General features: G+C 71.0%; 24 protein-coding genes. 9 read left to right on the top strand and 15 right to left on the bottom strand.

The window, feature by feature from the left end:
* Positions 1-7 precede the first annotated feature (7 nt).
* The 3 genes from mctP to ACWDRR_RS10105 form a co-directional block, all read right to left on the bottom strand.
* On the bottom strand, positions 8-1,621 hold the full coding sequence (mctP, locus tag ACWDRR_RS10115; protein WP_449771716.1) for a monocarboxylate uptake permease MctP: 1,614 nt from the start codon (positions 1,619-1,621) through the stop codon (positions 8-10).
* Entirely contained in the window at positions 1,618-1,887 is a 270-nt protein-coding gene (locus tag ACWDRR_RS10110; RefSeq protein ID WP_449771715.1) for a DUF3311 domain-containing protein, read from the bottom strand. Before ACWDRR_RS10110 ends, mctP begins: the two co-directional genes overlap by 4 nt.
* Positions 1,888-2,223: 336 nt before the next feature.
* Positions 2,224-3,015 (bottom strand): GntR family transcriptional regulator, encoded by a 792-nt coding sequence (locus ACWDRR_RS10105; protein ID WP_329489546.1) that lies wholly within the window; start codon positions 3,013-3,015, stop codon positions 2,224-2,226.
* Positions 3,016-3,351: 336 nt separating this feature from the next.
* Between ACWDRR_RS10105 and ACWDRR_RS10100 the strand changes: the two genes are divergently transcribed.
* The 7 genes from ACWDRR_RS10100 (at position 3,352) to ACWDRR_RS10070 (ending at position 13,246) form a co-directional block, all read left to right on the top strand.
* Entirely contained in the window at positions 3,352-4,635 is a 1,284-nt protein-coding gene (locus ACWDRR_RS10100) for an extracellular solute-binding protein (RefSeq protein WP_449771714.1), read from the top strand.
* A gap of 90 nt (positions 4,636-4,725) precedes the next feature.
* Positions 4,726-5,754: a carbohydrate ABC transporter permease gene (locus tag ACWDRR_RS10095; RefSeq protein ID WP_449771713.1), complete on the top strand. Its 1,029-nt coding sequence runs from the start codon at positions 4,726-4,728 to the stop codon at positions 5,752-5,754.
* Positions 5,751-6,578, top strand: a complete 828-nt coding sequence (locus ACWDRR_RS10090) for a carbohydrate ABC transporter permease (protein WP_449771712.1) — start codon at positions 5,751-5,753, stop codon at positions 6,576-6,578. The genes ACWDRR_RS10095 and ACWDRR_RS10090 overlap by 4 nt, the downstream gene beginning before the upstream one ends.
* 6 nt (positions 6,579-6,584) lie before the next feature.
* The gene (locus tag ACWDRR_RS10085; RefSeq protein WP_449771711.1) at positions 6,585-8,138 is read left to right on the top strand and encodes a glycoside hydrolase family 3 protein; all 1,554 of its coding nucleotides are present in this window, start codon (positions 6,585-6,587) and stop codon (positions 8,136-8,138) included.
* A gap of 435 nt (positions 8,139-8,573) precedes the next feature.
* Complete coding sequence (locus ACWDRR_RS10080) at positions 8,574-9,872, top strand: extracellular solute-binding protein (RefSeq protein WP_449771867.1); 1,299 nt, start codon at positions 8,574-8,576, stop codon at positions 9,870-9,872.
* Positions 9,873-10,074: 202 nt separating this feature from the next.
* Positions 10,075-11,133, top strand: coding sequence for an SIS domain-containing protein (locus ACWDRR_RS10075; RefSeq protein ID WP_449771710.1), 1,059 nt, complete (start codon positions 10,075-10,077; stop codon positions 11,131-11,133).
* A 592-nt stretch (positions 11,134-11,725) separates the two neighbouring features.
* Complete coding sequence (locus tag ACWDRR_RS10070; protein ID WP_387886310.1) at positions 11,726-13,246, top strand: sensor histidine kinase; 1,521 nt, start codon at positions 11,726-11,728, stop codon at positions 13,244-13,246.
* 473 nt (positions 13,247-13,719) lie between these two features.
* Here ACWDRR_RS10070 and ACWDRR_RS10065 read toward each other — a convergent pair whose 3' ends face one another.
* Both ACWDRR_RS10065 and ACWDRR_RS10060 read right to left on the bottom strand, forming a co-directional pair.
* A complete protein-coding gene (locus ACWDRR_RS10065; protein ID WP_014138019.1) occupies positions 13,720-13,971 on the bottom strand; it encodes a WhiB family transcriptional regulator in 252 nt (83 codons plus the stop codon).
* A gap of 369 nt (positions 13,972-14,340) precedes the next feature.
* The gene (locus ACWDRR_RS10060) at positions 14,341-15,312 is read right to left on the bottom strand and encodes a diacylglycerol/lipid kinase family protein (protein ID WP_449771709.1); all 972 of its coding nucleotides are present in this window, start codon (positions 15,310-15,312) and stop codon (positions 14,341-14,343) included.
* Between the two features lie 50 nt (positions 15,313-15,362).
* On the opposite strand from ACWDRR_RS10060, the gene ACWDRR_RS10055 reads away from it, so the two are divergent.
* The gene (locus tag ACWDRR_RS10055) at positions 15,363-15,791 is read left to right on the top strand and encodes a hypothetical protein (RefSeq protein WP_449771708.1); all 429 of its coding nucleotides are present in this window, start codon (positions 15,363-15,365) and stop codon (positions 15,789-15,791) included.
* A 43-nt stretch (positions 15,792-15,834) separates the two neighbouring features.
* Here ACWDRR_RS10055 and ACWDRR_RS10050 read toward each other — a convergent pair whose 3' ends face one another.
* The 8 genes from ACWDRR_RS10050 to sodN form a co-directional block, all read right to left on the bottom strand.
* On the bottom strand, positions 15,835-16,848 hold the full coding sequence (locus ACWDRR_RS10050; RefSeq protein WP_449771707.1) for an RNA polymerase sigma factor SigF: 1,014 nt from the start codon (positions 16,846-16,848) through the stop codon (positions 15,835-15,837).
* Between the two features lie 156 nt (positions 16,849-17,004).
* Positions 17,005-17,415 carry an ATP-binding protein gene (locus ACWDRR_RS10045; protein WP_093860582.1) on the bottom strand — a complete coding sequence of 137 codons (411 nt, stop codon included), beginning with the start codon at positions 17,413-17,415 and terminating at the stop codon, positions 17,005-17,007.
* A 305-nt stretch (positions 17,416-17,720) separates the two neighbouring features.
* Entirely contained in the window at positions 17,721-18,197 is a 477-nt protein-coding gene (locus ACWDRR_RS10040) for an N-acetyltransferase family protein (protein ID WP_449771706.1), read from the bottom strand.
* A gap of 9 nt (positions 18,198-18,206) precedes the next feature.
* The gene (locus ACWDRR_RS10035) at positions 18,207-18,590 is read right to left on the bottom strand and encodes a nuclear transport factor 2 family protein (RefSeq protein ID WP_449771705.1); all 384 of its coding nucleotides are present in this window, start codon (positions 18,588-18,590) and stop codon (positions 18,207-18,209) included.
* 65 nt (positions 18,591-18,655) lie between these two features.
* On the bottom strand, positions 18,656-19,651 hold the full coding sequence (locus tag ACWDRR_RS10030) for an ABC transporter substrate-binding protein (RefSeq protein WP_449771704.1): 996 nt from the start codon (positions 19,649-19,651) through the stop codon (positions 18,656-18,658).
* Between the two features lie 9 nt (positions 19,652-19,660).
* Complete coding sequence (locus ACWDRR_RS10025; RefSeq protein ID WP_449771703.1) at positions 19,661-20,461, bottom strand: ABC transporter ATP-binding protein; 801 nt, start codon at positions 20,459-20,461, stop codon at positions 19,661-19,663.
* Entirely contained in the window at positions 20,461-21,537 is a 1,077-nt protein-coding gene (locus ACWDRR_RS10020; RefSeq protein ID WP_449771702.1) for a FecCD family ABC transporter permease, read from the bottom strand. Before ACWDRR_RS10020 ends, ACWDRR_RS10025 begins: the two co-directional genes overlap by 1 nt.
* Positions 21,538-21,861: 324 nt before the next feature.
* Entirely contained in the window at positions 21,862-22,257 is a 396-nt protein-coding gene (gene sodN / locus ACWDRR_RS10015) for a superoxide dismutase, Ni (RefSeq protein WP_449771701.1), read from the bottom strand.
* 185 nt (positions 22,258-22,442) lie between these two features.
* Between sodN and sodX the strand changes: the two genes are divergently transcribed.
* The gene (sodX, locus tag ACWDRR_RS10010; protein WP_449771700.1) at positions 22,443-22,883 is read left to right on the top strand and encodes a nickel-type superoxide dismutase maturation protease; all 441 of its coding nucleotides are present in this window, start codon (positions 22,443-22,445) and stop codon (positions 22,881-22,883) included.
* 18 nt (positions 22,884-22,901) lie between these two features.
* Here the strand turns inward: sodX and ACWDRR_RS10005 are convergent, their stop codons facing one another.
* Complete coding sequence (locus tag ACWDRR_RS10005; protein WP_449771699.1) at positions 22,902-23,501, bottom strand: CGNR zinc finger domain-containing protein; 600 nt, start codon at positions 23,499-23,501, stop codon at positions 22,902-22,904.
* A 110-nt stretch (positions 23,502-23,611) separates the two neighbouring features.
* A complete protein-coding gene (locus tag ACWDRR_RS10000; protein WP_449771866.1) occupies positions 23,612-24,364 on the bottom strand; it encodes an amino acid ABC transporter ATP-binding protein in 753 nt (250 codons plus the stop codon).
* Positions 24,365-24,368 lie beyond the last annotated feature (4 nt).

Raw genomic sequence — 24,368 nt, 5'->3', positions numbered from 1 at the left:
GGGCGAATCAGTGCGCCGCCACGGGCTCCGGCGCGTTCTTCAGCTCTTCGTCGCCCGCTTCGGCGCTGTAGTCGCCGGGCCGGGTCTCGTCCGGGCTCTCCGGCGCCTTGAACGCCTTCAGCGCCAGGGTGAGCACCACCGAGACCACCAGGTTGAGCACGAAGGCGGTCAGGCCGATGTAGCCGAGCTCGCCGATGCCGGGGATCTCGGCGGCGTTCCCGCCGAAGTGCTTGGTGGCGGGGCTGGCGATGTCGTAGGCCTCCCAGGTGCCGTAGATCATGCCCACCGCCCAGCCGGCGAACAGCGCCCAGTGGTGGAACCACCGGGTGAACAGGCCGCCGACGATCGAGACGAAGGTCTGCAGGATCCAGAGGCCGCCGAGCAGCTGCAGGTTGATCGCCGCCTGCTTGTCCATGGTGAGCACGAAGGCCAGCGCGCCGACCTTCACCAGCAGCGAGGCCAGCTTGGCGACCCTGGTCTCGTCGGCGGGGGTCGCGGCCGGCTTCAGGAACTCCTTGTAGACGTTGCGGGTGAAGAGGTTGGCCGCCGCGATCGACATGATGGCGGCCGGCACCAGCGCGCCGATCCCGATCGCCGCGAAGGCCACGCCGGTGAACCAGTCCGGGAACATGTTCTCGAACAGCTGCGGCACCGAGAGCTGGGCGTTGAACTTCTTGTCGCCCTTGCCGATGCCGGCCGCGATCGCCATGAAGCCGAGCAGTGCCAGCAGGCCCAGCATCAGCGAGTACGCGGGCATGATCGCCATGTTGCGGCGGACGGTGTTGCGGGACTTGGAGGCCAGCACGCCGGTCACCGAGTGCGGGTACATGAAGAGCGCCATCGCCGAGCCGAGCGCCAGCGTGGCGTACGTCCACTGCTTGTTCTCCGGCACGGTGAGCGAGCCGGCCGACTTGGGGGCGCTGAACTTCTCGCCGACCGCGTCGAAGATGTGCCCGTAGCCGCCGAGCCGCAGCGGGATGTAGATCACCGCGACGATGATCACGATGTAGATCAGGGTGTCCTTGACGAAGGCGATCAGCGCCGGCGCCCGCAGCCCGGAGGAGTAGGTGTAGGCCGCCAGCACGCCGAAGGCGAGGAAGAGCGGCAGGTCCTTGACGAACCAGTTGGCGTTCTCCCCGCCGCCCACGCCCAGCACGTCCAGCACCGCCTGGATGCCGACCAGCTGCAGCGCGATGTAGGGCATCGTGGCCAGGATGCCGGTCAGCGCGACCACCAGGGAGAGCGGCTTGGAGCCGTACCGCCCGCGCACGAAGTCGGCCGGGGTGACGTACCCGTGCACCCGGGAGACCGACCAGAGCCGGGGCAGGAAGAGGAAGACCAGCGGGTACGCGATGATCGTGTACGGCACCGCGAAGAAGCCGGCCGCGCCGGTCGCGTACACCGCCGCCGGGACGGCGACGAAGGTGTAGGCGGTGTAGAGGTCCCCGCCGAGCAGGAACCAGGTGACCCAGGTGCCGAAGCTGCGGCCGCCCAGGCCCCACTCGTCGAGGTGCAGGGCGTTGTCCGCCCGGCGCCAGCGCGAGGCGAGGAAGCCCATCACGGTGACCAGGACGAAGAAGAGGACGAAGACGGTCAGGGCCGGGACGTTGACGCCGTTCATCGTGCGCCACCCGCCTTCCGCGCGGCCTTGCGGGCCTTCTCGTCCCGGTTGATCAGCAGGTACGCGGCCACCGTGAAGACGGCCGAGACCGGCACCCAGAGCAGCTGGTACCAGTAGAAGAACGGCACCCCGCCCGCCTCGGGGCTGGTCTTGTCGTACGAGGACACCCAGAGCATCGCGACGATCGGCACGAGCAGGGCGAGCCCGGCCAGCACCCGTTCCGGCGTCACCGCCGGAACGGCCGCCGGGCCTGGTGGCTCGGGCATGACAGGTTCAGTGGCAGCAGCGTCTGACGACATGGTTCGGCTCCGCTCCAGAGGGCTCACCCCGACGGCGCCGCAGCCCGGAGGGCCCGCACGGCCCCCAGAGCCCGCCGAGCAGCACCACTGGTGATCGGCAGTCAATACGGCTGCGAAATCTAGAGCATGGCGTGATCTGTGTCACCGGGAACGACAGAACTTCCCGCATTCCGGACGCGTCGCGCGCCGGGGCGGCCCACCGCGCGCCGTCCCACGCACGAGGGCGCCGGCGTACGCGTGCGTACGCCGGCGCCCTCGGGGCTGTTTCCCCGCCCGCTCGCCTCCGGGGGAGCGGCCGGACTCCTACTCCGGGCGCTTGAGCCTGGTGATGAACTTGTACCGGTCGCCGCGGTAGATGGACCGCACCCACTCGACCGGGTCGCCGTCCGCGTCGAAGGAGTGCCGGGCGAGCTGGAGCATCGGCAGGCCGAGGTCGGAGCCGAGCAGTCCGGCTTCGCGCGGGGTGGCCAGCGTGGTCTCGATGGTCTCCTCGGCCTCGGCCACCGTGACGCCGTACACCTCGCGCAGGGCCGTGTACAGCGAGTTGTGCTTGGCCAGGTTGCGGCGCAGGGCCGGGAAGCGCTTGGCGGAGAGGTGGGCGACCTCGATGGCCATCGGGTCGCCGTTGGCCAGTCGCAGGCGCTCGATCCGCAGCACCCGGCCGCCGGGCTTGATGTCCAGCAGCGGGGCCAGCCGGTCGTCGGCGGTGATGTAGCCGATCTCGATCAGCCGGGAGGTGGGCTCCAGGCCCTGGGCGCGCATGTCCTCCGTATAGGAGGTCAGCTGGAGGGCCTGGGCGACCTTGGGCTTGGCGACGAAGGTGCCCTTGCCCTGGATGCGCTCCAGCCGCCCCTCGACCACCAGCTCCTGGAGGGCCTGGCGGACGGTGGTGCGCGAGGTGTCGAACTGGGCGGCGAGTGCCCTCTCGGGCGGGACGGGGGTGCCGGCCGGCTGGGTCTCGGTGAGCTGCAGCAGGTGGCGCTTGAGTCCGTAGTACTTGGGCACCCGCGCGGTGGCGTCCGCGCCGGTCTGCGCCGGGAGGTTCTTCACCTGGGGGTCGTTGACCTGGGCCGTGCTGCCCCCGTCGCTGCTCATCGGACCTGTCTCCCGCTTCTCGCGGGGCCTTTGAGGGCCCCGCCGCATCGTTAACAACTCACATCGTTGCATGTATGGCTACGGAACGAATACCTCATCACGCGATGAACGATGTGCGGTGTCGGCTTGATAACGGGTGGTCCTGATCGGTCGAAGAGCCGTTGACAGGCCCATTGGTCTAGGCCAAGCTCCAGGCATCTGGTCTACACCACTAGATCGGTAACTATGAATCCCCCCACCCGTTCGATGGGGTCCGCGGCACCATTCCTCCCGCTTTACGTGGGTCTGCCGCAGCCACCCGACGGGGGTAACTCAGGCATCCCTCAGGAGGATGGCGTGAAGCGTCAGCTCATCGCGGCGGTCGGCGTCGCAGCAATGGTCGTCGGCCTGGCGGCTTGTGGTTCGGACGCCAAGAGCGACGGCGACAAGGCCGGCTCGTCCTCGTCCGCCGCCAAGAACTACAGCGGCAAGACGCTCAAGGTGTGGCTGATGTCCGGCTCCGCCCCCAAGGGCTGGGACGACGCGGTCAAGACCGAGTTCGAGACCACCTACCCGGGCTCCAAGATCGAGTACCAGATCCAGGAGTGGACCGGCATCGGCCCCAAGGTCACCGCCGCGCTGTCCGAGGGCTCGGTCGACGTGCTCGAGGTCGGCAACACCCAGACCGCGGGTTACGCGGCCACCGGTGGTCTCCTCGACATCACCAAGGACAAGGCCGCCATCGGCGGTGCCGACTGGAACGCCAACCAGAGCGAGTCCGCGATCCTGGACGGCAAGCAGTACGCCGCCCCGTGGTTCGTGACCAACCGCGTGGTCGCCTACAACAAGGAGATCTGGGGCAAGGCCGGCATCACCGCGCCGCCGAAGACCCTGGACGAGTTCTACGCCGACCTGGACAAGGTCAAGGCCGTCCCCGGCGTCTCCGACGCGATCTACATGCCGGGCCAGGAGTGGTACGTCTACTTCGGTCTCCTCACCAGCGAGGGCGGCAAGCTCGCGAAGAAGGACGGCGACAAGTGGGTCGGCGGTCTGTCGACCCCCGAGGCGCAGAAGGCCTTCGACACCTACAAGGCGCTGCAGAGCCACTCGGTCACCGCCCCCAAGGACGGCGACGAGGCCAAGCCGCAGCAGAAGGACGTCTTCGCCAAGGGCGACATCGGCTCGATCATCGGCCTCGGCTGGGAGATCCCGACCGAGAAGGAGATGCCGAAGGAGAAGATCGGCTACTTCCCGCTCCCGGGCAAGACCGCCGACAAGGCCTCCGGCGTGTTCCTGGGCGGCTCCAACCTGGCGATCGCCCAGGCGAGCAAGAACAGCGACATGGCGAAGGACTTCCTCAAGATCGCCCTGAACGACAAGAACGAGGGCCTGGTCGCCGCCGCCGGCAGCATCCCGAACAAGAAGTCGCTGGACGACAAGGTGGTCGGCGACTTCGCCGCCGCCGCCAAGCTCGGTGCCGCCTCCGGCGGGATCACCCCGACCACGCCGAACTGGGCGAGCGTCGAGAACAACCCGAACCCGATCAAGGAGTTCCTGACCGGCGCCCTGACCGGTGACTACGCCGCCGCCGCCAAGAAGGCCGACGACGAGATCGCCAAGCGTCTGAACGCCAAGCAGTAAGTAGTCGAGCGGCGTCGCTCACCGGCCCCCGGCGGGGGGCCGGTGGGCGGCGCCTGTCCGTCGTGGTCAGGTTGTCAGGAAGAGAGAACGATGGCTGTGCATTCGGAGCGGGTGCAGACACAGTCCCCGGACACAGGGAAGGCTGCTGTGGCCACTATTGAGACGAGCGTCGCCGCCGGCGGCGCCAAGGGCACTCCGAAGAAGAGCACCAGAACGGCGGGCGGACCGGGCTTCGGCACGCGGTTCGCCCCGTACCTGCTGCTGCTGCCGGCCACCGTGGTCACCCTCGGCCTGCTGGGCTGGCCCCTGCTGAAGACCGTGCTGGTCTCGTTCCAGAACCTGAACGCGCGCCAGCTGGTCCAGCACCTGACCGAGTGGAACGGCTTCGAGAACTACACCGAGCAGCTGACCAACTCCGAGTTCTGGGCGGTCACCGGCCGGACGGTCGCGTTCACCCTGGTCAACGTCGTCCTGATCATGATCGGCGGCTCGCTGGTCGGGCTGCTGCTCAACCGCCTCGGCAAGAAGATGCGGCTGGTGCTCTCGGTCGGCCTGCTCCTGGCCTGGGCGATGCCGGTGGTCGCCGCGACCACCGTCTACACCTGGCTGTTCGACACCCGCTTCGGTGTCGTCAACTGGTTCCTGGACCAGCTGGGGTGGCACTCGATGGCCGCCTACAACTGGACCGGCAGCCAGTACTCCACCTTCTTCGTGATCATCCTGCTGATCGTCTGGGGCTCGATCCCCTTCGTGGCGTTCAACATGTACGCCGGTCTGACCACCATCCCGAAGGAGCTCTACGAAGCGGCCCGGATGGACGGCGCCGGCCCCACGAAGATCTTCACCTCGGTGATCTTCCCCAGCCTGAAGCCGTTCTTCCTGGCCACGACCTTCCTCGAGGTCATCTGGGTCTTCAAGGCCTTCACCCAGGTCTACGCGATCAAGGCGGGCGGCCCCGACTCGCTCACCCGGACGCTGCCCGTGCACGCCTTCCTGGAGGGCTCCGGCGCCCAGCACTACGGGACCGGCGCCGCGATCGCGGTGCTCACCATCCTGATGCTCGGCGTGCTGATGGCGTACTACTTCCGGATCATTCTGAAGCAGGAGGACGAGCTGTGAGGCGCTCTCTCATCGGACGTACCTGGCCGAACGTGATCGCGCTCGTCCTCTTCGTCTTCTTCATCTTCCCCGTCTACTGGATGGTCATCACCGCCTTCAAGGAACAGAAGGACATCGTCAGCCGGACGCCGGTCTTCCTGCCCCTCGACGCGACCCTCGACCACTTCACGACGGCGATCAACGCCCCCAAGTTCTGGACGTACGTCACCAACAGCTTCACGGTCACGATCGTCGCCGTGCTGATCTCGCTGGTGATCGCGACCCTGGCGTCCTTCGCCATCGCCCGGATGCGCTTCCGCGGCCGCAAGGCCTTCGTCCTGGTCGTGATGGCGGCGCAGATGGCGCCCTGGGAGGTCATGACCATCGCGGTCTACCTGATCTCCCGCGACAGCGAGATGCTGAACAGCCTCGTCCCGCTGACCGCCTTCTACATGATGATGGTCCTCCCCTTCACCATCTGGACGCTGCGCAGCTTCATCGCCGCCGTCCCGAAGGAGCTGGAGGAGTCCGCGATGGTGGACGGCTGCACCCGCACCCAGGCCTTCGTGAAGGTGATCTTCCCGCTGCTCGCCCCGGGCCTGATGTCGACCTCGCTGTTCGGCTTCATCACCGCGTGGAACGAGTTCCCCCTGGTCCTGATCCTGAACAAGACCGAGGGGCAGACCCTGCCGCTCTGGCTCTCCTCGTTCCAGACCAACTTCGGTACCGACTGGGGTGCCACCATGGCGGCCTCGACGCTGTTCGCCCTCCCGGTGCTGATCCTCTTCGTATTCCTCCAGCGCAAGGCCGTCGGTGGCTTGACCGACGGTGCAGTGAAGGGCTGACGCGACGTGAGCATCCTTGTCCCCACCCTCCCGGCCAGCGACCAGCTGCACCGCGACGCGCTGACCGTCCTCCAGCCCGGCTTCGTCGGCACCGAGCCGCCGGAGTGGGTCCGCCGCCACCTCGCGGCCGGCCTCGGGTCGGTCGCGCTCTTCGACCGCAACGTCACCGGGCTCGACCAGCTGTCGGCGCTCACCAAGGCGCTGCGCGAGGAGAACCCCGACCTCCTGATCGCGATCGACGAGGAGAGCGGCGACGTCACCCGCCTGGAGGCCGGCTCCGGCTCCTCCTGGCCGGGCAACTTCGCCCTCGGCGCGATCGACGACCCGGCGCTCACCCGCGACGTCGCCCGCGAGCTGGGCCGCGCGCTGGCGGCGGCCGGCGTCAACTACAACTGGGCGCCCACCGCGGACGTCAACTCCAACCCGCGCAACCCGGTGATCGGCGTCCGCTCCTTCGGCGCCGACCCGGAGCTGTGCGCCCGGCACACCGCCGCCTGGGTCGAGGGCCTGCAGTCGGCCGGCGTGGCCGCCTGCTCGAAGCACTTCCCCGGCCACGGCGACACGGCGGTCGACTCGCACCACGGCCTGCCGGTGATCGACGTCGACCTGGACGTGCTGCGCGCCCGCGACCTGATCCCGTTCCAGGCCGCGATCGCGGCCGGGACCAAGGCCGTGATGACCGCCCACATCATGATCCCGGCGCTCGACCCGAAGCTGCCGGCCACCCTCAGCCCCCGCGTCCTGCGCGACCTGCTGCGCGCGGCCCCGGCCGACGGCGGCCTCGGCTACCAGGGCCTGATCGTCAGCGACGCGATCGAGATGGGCGCCATCGCCGACACCTTCGGCATGGGCGAGGGCACCGTGCTGGCCCTGGCGGCCGGCGCGGACGCGATCTGCGTCGGCGGCGGTCTGGCCGACGAGGAGACCGTGCTGCTGCTGCGCGACGCCATCGTGGCGGGCGTGCGGGCCGGCAAGCTCCCCGAGGAGCGGCTGGCCGACGCCGCCGACCGGGTGCGCGCGCTCGGCAGCTGGGGCCGGATCGCGGCCCAGGGCGAGCGGCTGGAGCCCGACCTGGCGGTCGGCCTGCGGGCCGCCCGCCGCGCGCTGCGCGTGGTCCGGGCGCCGGGCCGGGAGGCCCTGCCGGTGACCGAGCGCCCGTACGTGGCCTCGTTCTCCGACGAGCCGAACATCGCCGTGGGCGCGGTGACCCCGTGGGGCGTGGCCGACATGCTGGCCGACCGCTTCCCCGGCACCCGCACCCGGGAGGTCGGCCCGAAGGACGCCGCCCCGGAGCAGCTGGACGCGCTGGTCGCCGAGGTGGTGGCCGGCGCCGAGGGCCGCCGCCTGGTGCTGGTGGTCCGGGACGCCCACCGCTACGCGTGGATGTCCGCCGCGCTGTCCCGTCTGGTGGCGGCCCGCCCGGACGCCGCGGTGGTCGAGATGGGCCTGCCGCAGTCCGAGCCGGTCGGCGCGCTCCACATCGCCACCCACGGTGCCGCCCGGGTCTGCGGCCTGGCGGCCGTCGAGGTGCTCACCGGCCAGTCGGGAGCGATCGGCTGAGGTTCTGTCGGACCGTGACCCAGGGTGCCGGGAAGGCATCCGCGAACGGGCCCGTCATGCGCATGGCGCATGGCGGGCCCGTTCCGTTCTCCCCGCGTTGACCTGCGGAGTCGTCACCTGTCGGTGTTCCCTCAAATCGCCCTTAAGGCAGCCTTAAGTTCTACTTAGGGTGATGGTGCCGCAACTGATCGCCACGGGGTACAACAGGTCTGCAACGTCCTTGGCAGCCTGGCGATTTGGCGTTGACACCGCCAGTGGTCTAGGCCAGGCTCCAGTCCATCCGGTTCGAACTTCAACCTCACCGGATGTGGTATAGGCCCTTCCTGAAGCACTTCGCCGTCCCCGCCCGGAACTCTCCCGGCGGACGCGCCATCACGCTGCCGGCGGGCACAGGCTCTAGCACCCTCGGAGGATGGCGTGAAGAAGCGTCAGCTCATGGCGACGTTCGGGATCATGGCGCTCGCCGCCGGATTGACGGCCTGTTCCTCGGGCGGCTCGCCGTCGGGGGACGGCAAGGCCGCCACGGTCGACCCGAAGTCCGCCACCGGCACGGTCACCGTCTGGCTGATGGACGACGCCCAGAAGAACTGGCCGGACCTCGTGCAGCGGGTGAACGACGAGTTCGCGGCGAAGTACCCGAACGTCACCCTGAGGCTCGCCTACCAGGGTTGGGCCGACAAGGTCGGCAAGCTCGACAAGGCGCTCGCCGAGGGCAGCGCCCCCGACGTGGTGGAGCTCGGCAACACCGAGACCATGAAGTACGTGCTCGCCGGCGCGCTCGCCCCGGTGGAGCGCTCCACCTTCGACAACTCCGACGCCTGGATCAAGGCGCTCGCCAACACCTGCACCTACCAGGACAAGCTCTGGTGCGTGCCGTACTACGCGGGCGCCCGGGTCGCCATCTACAACTCGGCGGCCTTCCAGACGGCCACCGGCAGCGCGGACTTCCCCAAGACCGAGGACGAGCTGCGGGCGGCGCTGGACAAGGTCGCGGACAAGAACAAGGCCGACAAGAGCTACTCCGCGCTCTACCTGCCGGGCCCGTACTGGTACGCCGCGATGAGCTACGTCTCCGCGTACGGCGGCGCCATCGCCCGCTTCGACAGCGCCGGCAACTGGCACGGCACGCTGAGCGACCCGAAGTCCCAGCAGGGGCTGAACCACTTCGTCGAGCTGGTGCGCAAGTACAACAAGGGCGACCTGGCGGTCAACGAGCAGAACCAGTTCGAGTCGATGGCCCGCGGGCACGCCGGGGCCTTCTACGGCAACGGCTACGAGGCCTCCAGCGTGACCGCGCCGGTCACCGGCGACCCGACCCTCAAGGACGCCGTCAAGCTGGCCACCATGCCCGGCCCGGGCGGCAAGCCGCTGCCGACCTTCATCGGCGGCTCGGACCTCGCCGTCACCGCCAAGTCGCCGTCGGCCGCGCTGGCCACCGACTGGGTCCGGATGTTCACCAGCACCAAGTCCCAGCAGGCGCTGGCGGACAAGGACATCCTGCCGAACAACCTCACCCAGCTGAACCCGCTGAAGAGCAAGCCGGCCACCGCCGCCGCGGCCAACGCCGTGCCGGACGCCTGGTTCACCCCGCTCGCACCGGGCTGGGGCGCGATCGAGAAGCAGAAGATCCTGCCGGACATGCTCACCGCGATCCTCAAGGGCAACAAGCCGGTGGACCAGGCCGCCAAGGAGGCGGACGCCGCGATCGACCAGCTGATCAACAAGCAGGGCTGAGCCGCTCGGGCGGGGCCCGTGTCATGACGGGAGCCCCTTCCGGACCGCCGGGAGGGGCTCTCGAATGTGCTGCACGGGGGCGGCCCCCGTAGGATTGCCGCAGGAATCACCGCAGCGAGTGTGCGGACTCGCCGCCGTAGAGGTCCCCGCCGGGCATCCCCGCCCGGGCGGGGTCGAACCATCTCATCGGAGGCACATCCAGATGTCCGACACGCAGACTGTCCCCGTCCCCGGCCGGATCATGGCGGCGGAGATGGCCGAGCAGCCGGCCGTCCTCCAGCGCATCCTCGACGAGGGCGCCCCGAAGATCTTCGAGATCGCGGCCCAGATCGCCGCCCGCAACCCGCGCTTCGTCCTGCTCACCGCGCGCGGCACGTCCGACAACGCGGCGCTCTACGCCAAGTACCTGATCGAGATCCTGCTCGGCAAGCCGGCCGGCCTGACCTCGATGTCCACCACCACCGCGTACGGCGCCAAGCCGGACCTCACGGACGTGCTGGTCGTCACCGTCAGCCAGTCCGGCGGCTCGCCGGACCTGGTCGCCTCCACCAAGGCGGCCCGCGAGGCCGGTGCCATCACCCTGGCGGTCACCAACAACGCCTCCTCGCCGCTGGCCGAGGTCTCCGAGTTCCACATCGACGTGCTGGCCGGCCCGGAGAAGGCGCTGCCCGCCACCAAGACCTACACCGCCGAGCTGCTGGCGCTCTACCTGCTGGTCGAGGGCCTGCGCGGCGGCGACGGCGCGGCCGCCAAGGAGCTGCCGTCGCTGGCCGCCGGCATCCTGGCCCGCCAGGCCGAGGTGAAGGCGCTGGCCGAGCGCTACCGGTTCGCCCAGCGCCTGGTCATCACCTCGCGCGGCTACGGCTACCCGACCGCCCGCGAGGCGGCGCTGAAGCTCATGGAGACCACCTACATCCCGGCCTCCCCGTTCTCCGGCGCCGACCTGCTGCACGGCCCGCTGGCCATGGTCGACAACGTCTCCCCGGTCATCGCGATCGTCCCGGACGGCAAGGGCGGCGAGGCCCTGCAGCCGGTCCTGGACCGCCTGCGCGGCCGCGGTGCGGACCTGGTGGTCATCGGCCAGCAGGAGCAGGTGGACGCCGCCTCGGCGGGCTTCGCGCTGCCGGCCGGCGTGCCCGAGGAGGTCCAGACGATCCTGGAGATCCTGCCGCTGCAGCAGCTGGCCTACGAGGTCACCATCGCCCGCGGCCAGGACCCGGACGCCCCCCGCGCCCTGGCGAAGGTCACCGAGACGCACTGAGACGTGTTGTCGCCCGCTCGCCTCCGGGCCGCTTGACCCGGTGCCGACGGTCGGCGCTCCGACGCCCCGCTCCCCCCACCTTCGGCCGGGGGAGCGGGGCGTCCTCGCTTCTCCCTTACGGCACCGGCGCGGCCCTTCGGCTCGGGGCGGGCGCCCGATCGCCTCGAGGATGTCCGGGCCGGCGCCCGTAACGGCCGAAAGCCGAACCCCCGTCCACAGCCTGTGGACGGGGGTTCGGCTTTTGAGCGGCCGGAAACGGATGCGGGCACCCCGCGGAGGCGGAAAGCACTACGGGCCACGGCGCCGACACGGGACCCTCAACCCATGCGGCACCGCAGCCCGGAGCTGTCGTCGGGCGCCGGGGCGATCGAGAACTGTGCGGGGTCCTCGTTCGGCGGCGTCCGACCGAGGAGCGGCCTCGCGCGGTCAGGGCAGTTGCGCGGGGGGCCTCTCCTTGGTGCCCTTTCATTGTGGACTAGACCAATCTGGGTTGTCCAGGGCTCCCCGAAAATTGGTCTGGACAACTTGGGGCCACCCCCGCGCGGGCGGGTGCGGCAGGGCCGCGCCCCGGGCCTGGAGCTACGCTCGCCATGTGCCCTCGCTGAACGAACTCGTCCGCCGCCACACCACCCTGACCGGTGCCGATGTGGAGTGGCTCCACATGCTGGTCTCGGAGTGGCAGCTGCTCTCCGACCTCTCCTTCGCCGACCTGGTCCTGTGGATCCCCACCTGGGACGGCATCCGGTACGTCTCGGTGGCCCAGATGCGGCCCAACACCGGGCCGACCTCCTACCAGGACGACATGGTCGGCCACCTCGTCCCACGCGGCCGCCGGCCGCTGCTGGACGCCGCCTTCGACGAGGGCCGGATCGTGCGCGAGGGCGACCCGGAGTGGCGCGAGGAGGTGCCCGTCCGGGTCGAGTCGATCCCGGTGCGGCGCGAGGGCAAGGTGCTCGGCGTGATCGCCCGCAACACCAACCTGCTGACCGTCCGCACCCCCAGCCGGCTCGAACTCACCTACCTGCAGAGCGCCTCGGACCTGGCCCAGATGATCGCCGCCGGGACGTTCCCGTACCACGGCGTCGAGCAGACCGACATGGACGCCGCCCCCCGGGTCGGCGACGGCCTGATCCGGCTCGACGCCGACGGCATCGTCACCTACGCCAGCCCCAACGCGCTCTCCGCCTACCACCGCCTCGGCCTCACCACCGACCTGGTCGGCAGCCACCTCGGCCGGGCCACCGCCGAGCTGGTCCCGCCCTCGCGGTCGGCGGTGCACGAGGCGCTGGTGAAGCTGGCGAGCGGCTGGGCACCCCGCCAGACCGAGGTCGAGGTGCAGGGCGGGGTGGTGACCCTGCGGGCGATCCCGCTCAAGCCCAAGGGCACCCTGACCGGCTCCCTGGTGCTCTGCCGGGACGTCACCGAGCTGCGGCGGCGCGACCGCGAGCTGATGACCAAGGACGCCACCATCCGGGAGATCCACCACCGGGTGAAGAACAACCTCCAGACGGTGGCGGCCCTCCTGCGCCTGCAGTCGCGCCGGATGGACTCGGACGCCGGCCGGGCCGCGCTGGACGAGGCGGTCCGCCGGGTCGGTTCGATCGCGATCGTGCACGAGACGCTCTCCCAGGCGCTGGACGAGCAGGTCGCCTTCGACGAGATCGCCGACCGGGTGCTGGCCATGGTGATGGAGCTGTCCCAGGACGGCCGGGTGGCGACCCGCCGCAGCGGCAGCTTCGGCATCCTCTCCGCCGAGGTGGCCACGCCGCTGGCGATGGTGCTGACCGAGCTGCTGCAGAACGCGCTGGAGCACGCCTTCGGGCCGTCCGCCTCCGGCAACCTGGAGGTCAGCGCGCTGCGCGGCCGGGCGCCGGCCACCGGGATGGGCTGGTCGGACAGCTGGAACGGCGGCGCGCGGCCGGAGGAGTACCTGCTGATCACCGTGCAGGACGACGGCCGGGGCATGCCGGAGGGCTTCGACCCGCAGCAGGCGGGCAACCTCGGGCTGCAGATCGTCCGGACCCTGGCCACCGGGGAGCTGGGCGGCACCTTCGACATGGTGGCGGGGCCGAACGGCGGCACCAAGGTGATCCTGGAGATCCCGGTGCCCTGAGCCGCTGCGGCGGCCGGCGGGGTGCGGCGGTTGAGGTGCGGTGGAGTGTGACGGGGGCGTGCGGTCGGCGGGAGCGCCGGGTGCGCACCCCCGCACCACCGCACCACCGCGCGCGGCCGCGTGAAACGCACGCGGCGGCTGCGGGGGAACGGGCGCGGAAACAGAAACGAGGCCCTGTCGACCGGGGGGGGGTGGGTCGACAGGGCCTCTCAACCCGTTCCGGCCGTCGGGGGGAGTCGGCCGGAACGGGGGCTCTGGGTAGTGCGACACCTCACCGGTGCGTTGCACACGGTGAGCGCCTCAGCTCCACAATATTGCTCTAAGTGAACAGTATCAAGTGCCTGGGCGGCCCGGTGTCGCGGGACATTGCCGAGCAAGGTCCTTTGTACGGAAGGCTTCGCCAGGAAGTGCAGGGAAGCCCTTGATCATGTGTTGATCGGTCCTGCGGTCACTACTGGTGTTACGGCGTGTGATCAGGCGGTGCGGGCGCGGTTGCGGGCAGCGCGGCGCTTCATTGCGCGACGCTCGTCCTCGCTCATACCGCCCCAGACGCCGGCGTCCTGGCCGGTCTCGAGCGCCCACTGCAGGCACTGCTCCATGACCGGACAGCGGCGGCACACGGCCTTGGCTTCCTCGATCTGCAGCAGAGCAGGACCGGTGTTCCCGATCGGGAAGAAAAGCTCCGGGTCCTCTTCGCGGCAGACAGCGCGGTGGCGCCAGTCCATGGTCGTCCAACTCCTCCTGCCGGCGGGGGTGGCCCGGTCGGCATAATCGATGGCTTGTGAATGTGAACGCTTTCACGAATCCCGCAACAACAAAAGAGACCAAAGGCCCATCGGGCCCGGGTGGTCTGTGCTGGGGAGGGATTCGGCGATTCGAGGGACACCCCGCGGTCGGCACCCGCCAGGGTCTGTGGTTGCCGTCGCTGCGATGTGTCCCGATCGCCATGTAGAGGTTCGCAAACCTCGGGCCCGGATACAACCCCCTTCAGGGAGGAATTTTTGATTCTTCGGTGTCGCCTAGCTCACAGCCAGTACTTCTATGGAGTGAAGGGGGCTTGTGCGTTCGAGAAGAAGGGCGAACCCCCCTTCCGGTCACACAATCACACGCAGTGCCCGCCGTACGCCTGTGAAACTGACGCGACTCCTGTCTCCAAGGTGGTCCCCGTCGACCTGGAATGGGGCCGGTTCCTGCGAAACCAAGGTGAAGTGCCGGGCGTCGTGATAGGAGACGACGTGCTTTCCGGACGGGCCCGCAGGGGTGGCGCCATCGCTCGAAGGCGTGTGCGACCGCAGGATCTGACGGACCGTTCGAGCGGTGCCGAACGCGGTCATCCGGGTGATGCCGAAGACGTCGAGGTCCGTGTCGAAGGAGGCGAGCGGGGAGGGATAGACCGGGCGGTTGCCCAGGAACGTCCACGGCGAGGTGTTGCTGACTATCGCCAGCACCAGGCCCGGCACCGGCTCCCGGCCCGGCAGTTGCAGGGTGACCGGGCCCGATCGGCGCTGCTCACGCTGGGTGACGTAGTGCCGGAGCGCCTGGCCGACGTAGAGCGCGTGGGTGGACTTGCGCCCCGCCCTGCGCTGCTCCTCCACCCGGCCCACCACGCCCGCGTCGAAGCCGAGGCCGGCGGTGAAGGTGAACCAGCGGTCCGGCAGTCCCTCGGTCATCGCCTTGCCCAGGCCGATCGGCCGCTCCCGGCGGTGCTCCAGGGCGTTCAGCAGGGCCCCGGTGGCCTCCACGGGGTCGTTGGGCAGCCCCAGCGCGCGGGCGAACACATTGGTCGACCCGCCGGGCACCACGGCCAGCCGGGGGACCTTCTCGCCCGGGCCGTGCGCCAGCAGTCCGTTGACCACCTCGTTGACGGTGCCGTCGCCGCCCAGGGCCACCACCAGGTCGACGGTGCCGTCCTCGGTCGCCTCGCGGGCCAGGTCGCGCGCGTGGCCCCGGTACTCGGTCTGCGCCACCTCCAGCTTGAGGTCGCTGCGCAGGGCGTGGATCAGGACATCCCTGGTGCGGCCACTGGTGGTGGTCGCCTTCGGGTTGACGACCAGGAGAGCGCGCATGTGCTCAGCCTACGGGTCGGTACGGACCGACCGGCGGCTACCCTGCTGGAGTGACCGCAGAATCCTCCGCACCCGTACCCGTGCCCGGCACCGAGCGGCCGGCGGCCCTGACCGCGGGCGCCGCCATCACCGCCCTGGAGGGCGCCGCACTCGTCGTCGTCGGCGTCTGGGACATGGTGTCCGCCCTGTCCGGCGACTCCAAGCAGCTCGCGCTGAACGAGTTCGGCGGCCTCGTGATCGTGCTGCTCGGCGTGCTGCCGCTGCTGGCCGCCCGGGCGCTGCTCAAGGGCCGCCGCTGGGGCCGCAGCCCGGCCGTGCTGACCAACTCGATCTGCCTGCCGGTGGCGTACTACATGTGCCAGAGCGGCGGCACCATGGTGGCCGTCGGGGCGGCGATCGGCCTGTTCGGGCTGGTCGGCATCGGCGCCCTGCTCACCCCGAAATCGACGGCGGCCCTCTACGCTCCGCACGAGGGCTGAGCGCAGAGGGCCGGAGCCGGCGGCCGCCGAGCGGCCGTCAGTTCTACTCCTCGACCAGGAGCTTCTCCCGGAGCTGGGCCAGGGTCCGGGCCAGCAGCCGGGAGACGTGCATCTGTGAGATGCCCACCTCGGCGGCGATCTGCGACTGGGTCATGTTGCGGAAGAACCGCAGCACCAGGATCTTCTGCTCCCGGGGCGGCAGTTGGGCCAGCAGCGGCTTGAGGGACTCGCGGTACTCGACGCCCTCCAGCGCCTCGTCGGTGGCGCCCAGGGTGTCCGCCACGGCCGGCGACTCGTCGTCGCTGTCGGGGACGTCCAGCGAGAGCGTGGAGTACGCGTTGGCGGACTCCAGGCCCTCCAGCACGTCCTCCTCGGAGATCCCCAGGTGCTCGGCCAGCTCGTGCACGGTGGGGGAGCGGCCGTGCCGCTGGGAGAGCTCGCTGGTCGCCGTGGTCAGCGACAGCCGCAGCTCCTGGAGCCGGCGCGGTACCCGGACCGCCCAGCCCTTGTCCCGGAAGTGCCGCTTGATCTCGCCGACGATGGTCGGCGTCGCGTAGGTGGAGAACTCGACCCCGCGTTCGTGGTCGAAGCGGTCCACCGACTTGATCAGCCCGATGGTGGCGACCTGGGTGAGGTCGTCCAGCGGCTCGCCCCGGTTGCGGAACCGCCGGGCCAGGTGCTCCACCAGCGGGATGTGCATCCGCACCAGCTGGTTGCGCAGCTCGACGCGCTCCGGGGAGCCCTCGGGCAGCGCGGACAGCCGGACGAACAGGGCCCGGGCCGCCTCCCGGTCCGGCGCACCCGAACGGTGCGGGGCCTGTGAGGGCACCGCACCGCGCAGCGCCTCGGCCGCGTCGTCGCGGGGCGCCGGGGACTCCGGGGCCTCGGACGGGGGCGAGGGCGTGGGCGACGGATCAGACGTCGGCTCGGTCGGCTGGCTCATCCGGTGGGCGTCCTTCGGGTGCGCTTCGTCGTTGGCGGCGAGGCCGGGAACGCTCGCCTGGGTCGGTACGGCAGGGCCCGCCGTCGCGAGGCCGGTACGGTCCAGATCACTCACGGCCATTCCCCCGTTCCGTTCCGGGAGCACCGGGACCTGGGGCGGTCCCGGATTCGTCTCGTTGGTCGTACCGCGTGGTGGGCGGTACCGGGAGCCGTCCGCCGGCCCGGGTGGCGCCGGGCGGACGGCTCTTGTTCGGTGCTGCTGGTGGCGGCTCTAATGGGCGGCGGAGCCGCCGCGCTTCTTGTGCAGGCTGATGGAGACGGTGTTGTCCTCGGCGACCGAGGACTCCACCTCGCCGGCCAGGGCGGAGAGCACCGTCCAGGCGAAGGTGTCCCGTTCCGGGGCCCGGCCGTCCGTGGTCGGGGCCGAGACGATGACCTTCAGCGAGTCGCCCACCAGCCGGAACTCGCAGGAGAGGACCGAGCCGGGCACCGCCTGCTGGAGCAGGATGGCGCAGGCCTCGTCCACCGCGATCCGGAGGTCCTCGATCTCGTCCAGCGTGAAGTCCAGCCGGGCCGCCAGGCCCGCCGTCGCTGTTCGCAGGACCGAGAGGTAGGCCCCCGCCGCGGGCAGCCGGACCTCCACGAAGTCCTGTACTCCGGGCTCGCCGTCGATCTGGGACACCCTCACCTCCTGGGTGACGCGCTGTGCTTCCGGGCCGGTGGCCGCGGCACTGTCTGTTGCTTGGCTCAACTGCTTCGCCCCAACTGTCCAGAGGGGTGGTGCGGTACGTACCGGTCATACCCCGGCAGGGGTGGTCGGACGCCGCGCATCCGCCCGAGACGTTACCGCTATCGGCGGGCGGATGTCGCGATCCGGTCCCGCCTTCACGGGAACGAGCGACACCGGGTGCGAGGGTCACTCATGGTAGGCCCTCGCGACGCAGGGTGGCAGCCCCCGGACGGGACTTCCCCCGGAGGTCCGGCCCGTCAGCGGGTGCCGGCGTCGGCGAGCGCCCGGTCGGTGAGCCGGTGGACGGTCCAGTCGTCCATCTGCACCGCGCCGAGCGACTTGTAGAAGTTGATCGAGGGCTCGTTCCAGTCGAGCACCGACCACTCCACCCGCGAGTAGCCGCGCTCCACGGCGATCCCGGCCAGCTCCAGCAGCAGGGCCTTGCCGTGGCCGCCGCCGCGGGACTGCGGGCGGACGTAGAGGTCCTCCAGGTAGATCCCGTGCGTCCCGCGCCAGGTCGAGAAGTTGAGGAACCAGACCGCGAAGCCGACCGGCTCGCCGGTGGTGTCGTCCTCGGCGATCAGACCGAACACCGCCGGGGCGGCGCCGAACAGCGCCTCGCGCAGCTGCTCCTCGGTGGCGACCGCCTCGTGCGGCGCCTTCTCGTACTCCGCGAGTTCGCGGATCATGGTGTGGATGACCGGGACATCGGTGACTACGGCGGTGCGGATCATGCCACGAGCCTACTTGGCCCGCTCGTCCTCGTCCCAGGCCTGGATCGAGGTCTGGTCGACGATCCGGCCGTCCCGCAGGTCGGCGACCGAGGTGACCAGCACCTGGACCCCGTCGGGATAGCGGCAGGACTCCATGAACGCGAGGCGGTCGCCGTCGAGGACCACCCGCTCCAGCCGGTGGCTGAGCTCCCGGCTGTAGACGTCGCTCAGCATGGCGCCGATCTCGTCCCGGCCGTGCATCACCAGCGGGTGGCTGGGCTGGGTCTTGCGGTCGACCATGCGCAGTTCGGCGTCGTCCGCGTACAGCGCCAGCAGCGCGTCGGCGTCGCTGCGCTCGATGCCCTCGCGCAGCGCGCGGGTGTCGAAGGCGGACGGCGCGGCCATGATGGTCATGTTCTCGCTCCTCCGGTCGGTTCCGTCGGCTCGTACCTCCGAGCGTACGCCCGCCGCGCCGCGGCTCAGCCGGTCGTCACGGTGCGCAGGTGGGCCGCGAGCGCGGTGATCGCGGCCGGGTTGCGCGGGCTCTCCACCAGGTCGACGTAGTCCAGTACGAAGATCCGGTTGTTGCGGACGGCGGAGACGCCCGCCAGCGGCGGGAAGGACGTGAGGAACTTCCGCTTGGCCTCGGCGTCGGGGGAGCCGTAGTTGTTGATGACGATCACCTCGGGATCGCGCTGCACCACGCTCTCCCAGCCGACGGTGGTCCAGGAGTCGGCGAGGTCGCCCATCACGTTCTCCCCGCCGGCCTTGGCGATGATCTCCTCGGGCGCGGCGAACTTCCCCGCGGTGTAGGGCTTGTCCTCGCCGCTGTCGTACAGGAAGACGCGCGGCCGGCGCTCGGGCTGCGGCACGGCGGCGACCTGCGCCCGGAACTCGGCGATCAGCCGGTCGGCCCGGTCCCGGACGTCGAAGATCTCGCCGAGGTTGGCCAGGTCGGTGTACAGCGCGTCCAGCGGGGACATCACACCGCGCTCGGGGCCCTTGCCGCTGCGGCAGGACTCGCTGAGCACGTAGGAGCCGATGCCGAGGCCGGCCAGCGCCTGCGGGGTGAAGCCGCCGGCCTCGTCGAACCCGTAGTGCCAGCCGGCGAAGACCAGGTCGGCCCCGGCCTCCAGGGCGATCTCCTTGGTGATCTGCTGCTTGGAGAGCCACTTGGTCTGCTGGTAGCCGTCCTTCCAGGCCACCTTGTCGACCTGGCCCTTGTCGTCGGGCATCACGTAGCCGGCCATCCGGTCGGCGAGGCCGAGCGCGAGCATCAGCTCGGTGATGCCGACGTCGTTGGTCACCGTCCGGGCCGGCTTCCGCTCGAAGGTGACCTTGGTGCCGCAGTTGTCGACGGTCACCGGGTAGTGGGCGGAGCCGGTGGCGACGTCCCCGGCGGGGGCGATCTCGGCGCCGCAGGCGGTCAGCGCGAGGGTGAGCAGGGCGGTGGTGGCAACGGCCTTGGTGCGCATGGGGTTTCCTCAGCGGGGGGAGTCGGCGGAGTCGGGGGAGGGCCGGTCGAGCCGGTCGAAGAGCAGTTGGACGGCGCCGGTCTCCGGGTGCTCCACGGGGGTGGCGCGGACGCCGAACACCTCGGCCAGCAGGGCGGGGCGCAGGACGTCGGCGGGCGTCCCGGAGGCGACGATCCGGCCGGCCGCGATGACGTACAGCAGGTCGCAGTGGCCGGCCGCCAGATTGAGGTCGTGCAGTGCCGTGAGCACCGTCGGCCCGGCCTCCCGGACCAGCGCCAGCACCTCCAACTGGTGGGCGATGTCCAGGTGGTTGGTGGGCTCGTCGAGCACCAGCACCCGGGGCTCCTGGACCAGCGCGCGGGCGATCAGCACCCGCTGCTTCTCGCCCCCGGACAGGCTCAGGAAGCCGCGCCCGGCCAGGTGGTCCGCGCCCACCCGGGCCAGCGCGCCGGTGCACCGCTCGGCGTCCCCGGCGGTCGGCCGGGCGAACCCGCCGCGGTGCGGCAGCCGGCCCATGCCGACCACCTCGGCCACCGTGAAGTCGAACTCGGCGGAGTGCTCCTGCGGCAGCGCGGCCACCCGCCGGGCGGCCTCGCGCGCGGCGAGCGCGTGCAGGTCCTCGCCGTCCAGCCGGACGGCGCCCGCGGCGGGCCGCAGCGCCCGGTAGACGCAGCGCAGCAGGGTCGACTTGCCGCTGCCGTTCGGCCCGACCAGACCGACCACCTGCCCGGCGGCGGCCCCGAGCGTGACGTCGTGGACCAGCCGGGTGCCGGCCAGGTCGACCGAGACGGCGTCGAGGGCGAGATCCATCAGCGACCTCCGAAGGTGTAGCCGCGACGGCGCATCAGCAGCAGGAAGCAGGGCACTCCGAGGACGGCGGTGACCACCCCGACCGGCAGCTCGGCCGGCGCCAGCAGGGTGCGCGAGACGATGTCCACCCAGACCAGCAGCAGCGCCCCGGCGAGCGGCGCGACCAGCAGCACCCGGCGGTGCCCGGCGCCGACCAGCATCCGGGTCAGGTGCGGCACCATCAGGCCGACGAAGCCGATCGCCCCGCTGACCGCGACCACGGTGCCGGTGACGGCCGCCGTCACCACGAACAGCTCGCGGCGCAGCCGGTCGCCGTCCACCCCGAGCGAGGCCGCCGTCTCGTCGCCCATGGCGAGCGCGTCCAGCCGCCCGGCGGCGCAGGCCAGGTAGGCCAGGCCGGCCAGCACGGTGGCGGCGGCGATCGGGACGGACCCCCAGGTGGCCCCGCCGAGGCTGCCGAGCAGCCACATCATGGCGCTGCGGGCGGCCTCGCCGCGCGCGGCGCCGAACACCATCAGCGCCGTCACCGCCGAGAAGCCGTAGGACATCGCGGTGCCGGTCAGCACCAGCCGCAGCGGGGTGAGCCCGTACGCCGTCCGGGCGGCGGCGTACACCAGGACCATCGCCAGCAGCGCGGCGGCGAACGCGGAGACCGAGATCGCCCAGACCCCGAGCGAGGCGAAGGCGCCCAGCAGCAGGACGGCGTTGGCGCCGACCGAGGCGCCGGAGGAGATGCCCAGGACGAACGGGTCGGCCAGCGCGTTGCGGACCATCGCCTGCACCGCGACCCCGGTGGCCGCGAGCCCGGCGCCGACCACGGCGGCCAGTACGGTGCGCGGCAGCCGGATCTCCCAGACGATCGCGTAGGCGGCGGCCTCCCCGGCCTCCAGCCGACCGCCCGTCAGCCCGGCGCCCAGCAGCCGCAGGACGCGCGCCCAGCCGAGCCCGGAGGAGCCCAGGGCCACGCCGCAGACCAGGGAGAGCAGCAGCGCCCCGACCAGGCCGGCGGTCAGTGGCACGACGGGTATTCGGCGGGCCGTCCGTTCGGGGGCCGGGGCGGTCACTGCGGTGCTCACGGGCGGCGCGCCTTCGCCTCGGGCCGCGGGCGGCAGCGAGGCGGCGCACCCGGGCGGCGGGGCTGCCGGGGCGCCATCCCCTCGCAGTCCACGGCGAGTTGTCGGGAGATCGGCGTCCCGGGGCGATCGGGCTCGCGGGCACAGGGCTCCGCCCACCGTTGCGGGTCAGCGCCGGATTCACACCGGACTTCTCCCCAGGACGCCCTGGCAGCATAACAAGCGCTCGGGTCGATCAACCCTTACCGGGGCTGCTGCGTGCGGAAACGCACGACCGCCCCCGTCCGGCGGTCCGGACGGGGGCGGTCGGCGGTGCCTGATCGGGGATCAGGCCTGCTTGGTCTCCCAGAAGATCTTGTCGACCTCGGCGATCAGGTCGAGCAGGGCCTGGCCGGTGGCCGGGTCCGTCGACGCCTTGGCGGCCGAGGCGGCCTTCAGGGTGTCGTTGATCAGCTGGTGCAGCTGCGGGTACTTCTCGAAGTGCGGAGCCTTGAAGTAGTCGCTCCACAGCACCGAGATGTGGTGCTTGACGGCCTCGGCGCGCTGCTCCTTGATGATCAGGGCACGGGTGCGGAACGCCGGGTCCTCGTTGGCCTGGTACTTCTCCTGGGTGCCCTTCACCGACTCGGCCTCGATCCGGGCCTGGGCGGGGTCGTACACGCCGCAGGGCAGGTCGCAGTGGGCGTGGACGGTGGCGCGCGGTGCAAACAGACGAGAGAACATGGGAGTCCTTCCTTAGATCGTCTTCCCGCGCCCGAGATTACCCTTCCGGCCACCGGGTTTCGCGGCCGGGCGGCGGGCCTAGGGCAAAAGACGGAGCCTGAACCGGGCCAATTCGGGCATCGGCCGATGACGGTCCGTACGGCAGACTGGAACGCGGCGAGCCGGGAGGAGCAGGCGTGGCGCGGATGGCGGAACCGGAGGGCGGCACCCCGGGGGGTGGCGCGCCGTTCGGGCTGATCGACGTGGCGGGGCCCTCGATGGTGCCGACCCTGCGCGAGGGCGACCAGTTGCTGGTCCGCTACGGCGCGCGGATCAGACCGGGGGCGGTGGTGGTGTTCCGGCACCCCTTCCAGCAGGACCTGCTGGTGGTGAAGCGGGCCGTCGAGCGGCGCGCGAAGGGCTGGTGGCTGCTCTCCGACAACCGGCCGGTCGACAGCGACAGCCGCAGCTACGGCGCCGTCCCGGACGAGCTGGTGCTCGGCCGGGTGCTGCTGCGGCTGCGCCCGCGCCCGGCCTGGCTGGCGCCGGGCCGCCGGCTGGAGCGGCTGTTGCTGGCCGGTCGGCCGGCCCGGGTCCCGGGCCTGGCCCGCCGGCTGGGGGTCTGGGCCGACCCCGACGGGCTCTAGGGCCGGCCCCGACGACCCCTAGGGCCGGCCGTGGCCGACCGGGGTGGAGGACTCCTGGGCCTCCTGCCGCTTGCGGGCCCGGTACGCGGCGACGTTGGCGCGGGTGGCGCACCGGTCGGAGCAGTACCGCCGGGAGCGGTTGGTGGAGGTGTCCAGGTAGGCGTTGCGGCAGGGGGAGGCCTGGCAGATGCCGAGCCGGTCGGCGCCGAGCTCGGTCAGGTGGACGGCCAGCCCCATGCAGGCGACGGCGCTGAAGTGCGCGGTGGCGGTCGCCGAGTTGTCGGCGAGGTGCAGGTGCCAGCGCGGCCGCCCGGCGTCGTCCAGGTAGTCGTGCCCGGAGACCAGCGGGCTGACGGGGTACTCCATCAGCAGGCTGTTCAGCAGGTCGACGCCGCGGATCTCGTCCCCCTCGGCGGCGGCCTCGAACACTCCGCGCAGCCTGGTCCGGACGGCCCGCAGCCGCGGCAGGTCCGACTCGTCGGCGAGCGCGGCGGCCCGGGAGGATTCGGTGAACAGTGACCGCACCGCGTCCACCGAGGTCAGCGAGTCGGTGCCGCGCTCGGGCTCCTCGGTGTTCACCAGCCGAACGGCCCTTTCGGCGTACGAGGCGAGCTCCACGGTGGTCCTTCCAGATTCGGTAACGGGCTGATTGCCTCCAGCCTATTACCCGGGCGGGGAAAACGTCGGCGCCCGGCAGGACCGGCCTGCCGGGCGCCGTACGGACGGGCTCAGAGCACCTTGGACAGGAAGGCCCGGGTGCGCTCGTGCTGGGGGTTGGTGAGGACGTCGCGCGGGTTGCCGGACTCGACCACCACACCGCCGTCCATGAAGACCAGCGCGTCGCCGACCTCGCGGGCGAAGCCCATCTCGTGGGTCACCACGACCATGGTCATGCCCTCCTCGGCCAGGCCGCGCATGACGTCCAGGACGTCGCCGACCAGCTCCGGGTCGAGTGCCGAGGTGGGCTCGTCGAAGAGCATCAGCTTGGGCTTCATGGCGAGCGCCCGGGCGATCGCCACCCGCTGCTGCTGGCCGCCGGAGAGCTGCGAGGGGTAGTTCTTCGCCTTGTCGGCCAGGCCGACCCGCTCCAGCAGGGCCATCCCGCGGGTGCGGGCGTCCGTCTTGGACTCGCCCTTGACCTGCACCGGCGCCTCGATGACGTTCTCCAGGGCGGTCATGTGCGGGAACAGGTTGAAGCGCTGGAACACCATGCCGATGTCGCGCCGCTTGAGCGCGACCTCGCTCTCCTTGAGCTCGTAGAGCCGGTCGCCCTTCTGCCGGTAGCCGACCAGCTCGCCGTCGACCCAGAGCCGGCCGGCGTTGACCTTCTCCAGGTGGTTGATGCACCGCAGGAAGGTCGACTTGCCGGAGCCGGAGGGGCCGATCAGGCAGAACACCTCGCCCTGCTTGACCTCCAGGTCGATGCCCTTGAGCACCTGGACCGTGCCGTAGGACTTGTGGACGTCCTCGGCCCGGACCATCGGA

This window comes from Kitasatospora sp. NPDC003701, from assembly GCF_053587085.1.
The sequence above is the reverse complement of the archived record's forward strand: the minus strand, read 5'-3'. Positions and strand labels throughout refer to the sequence as shown.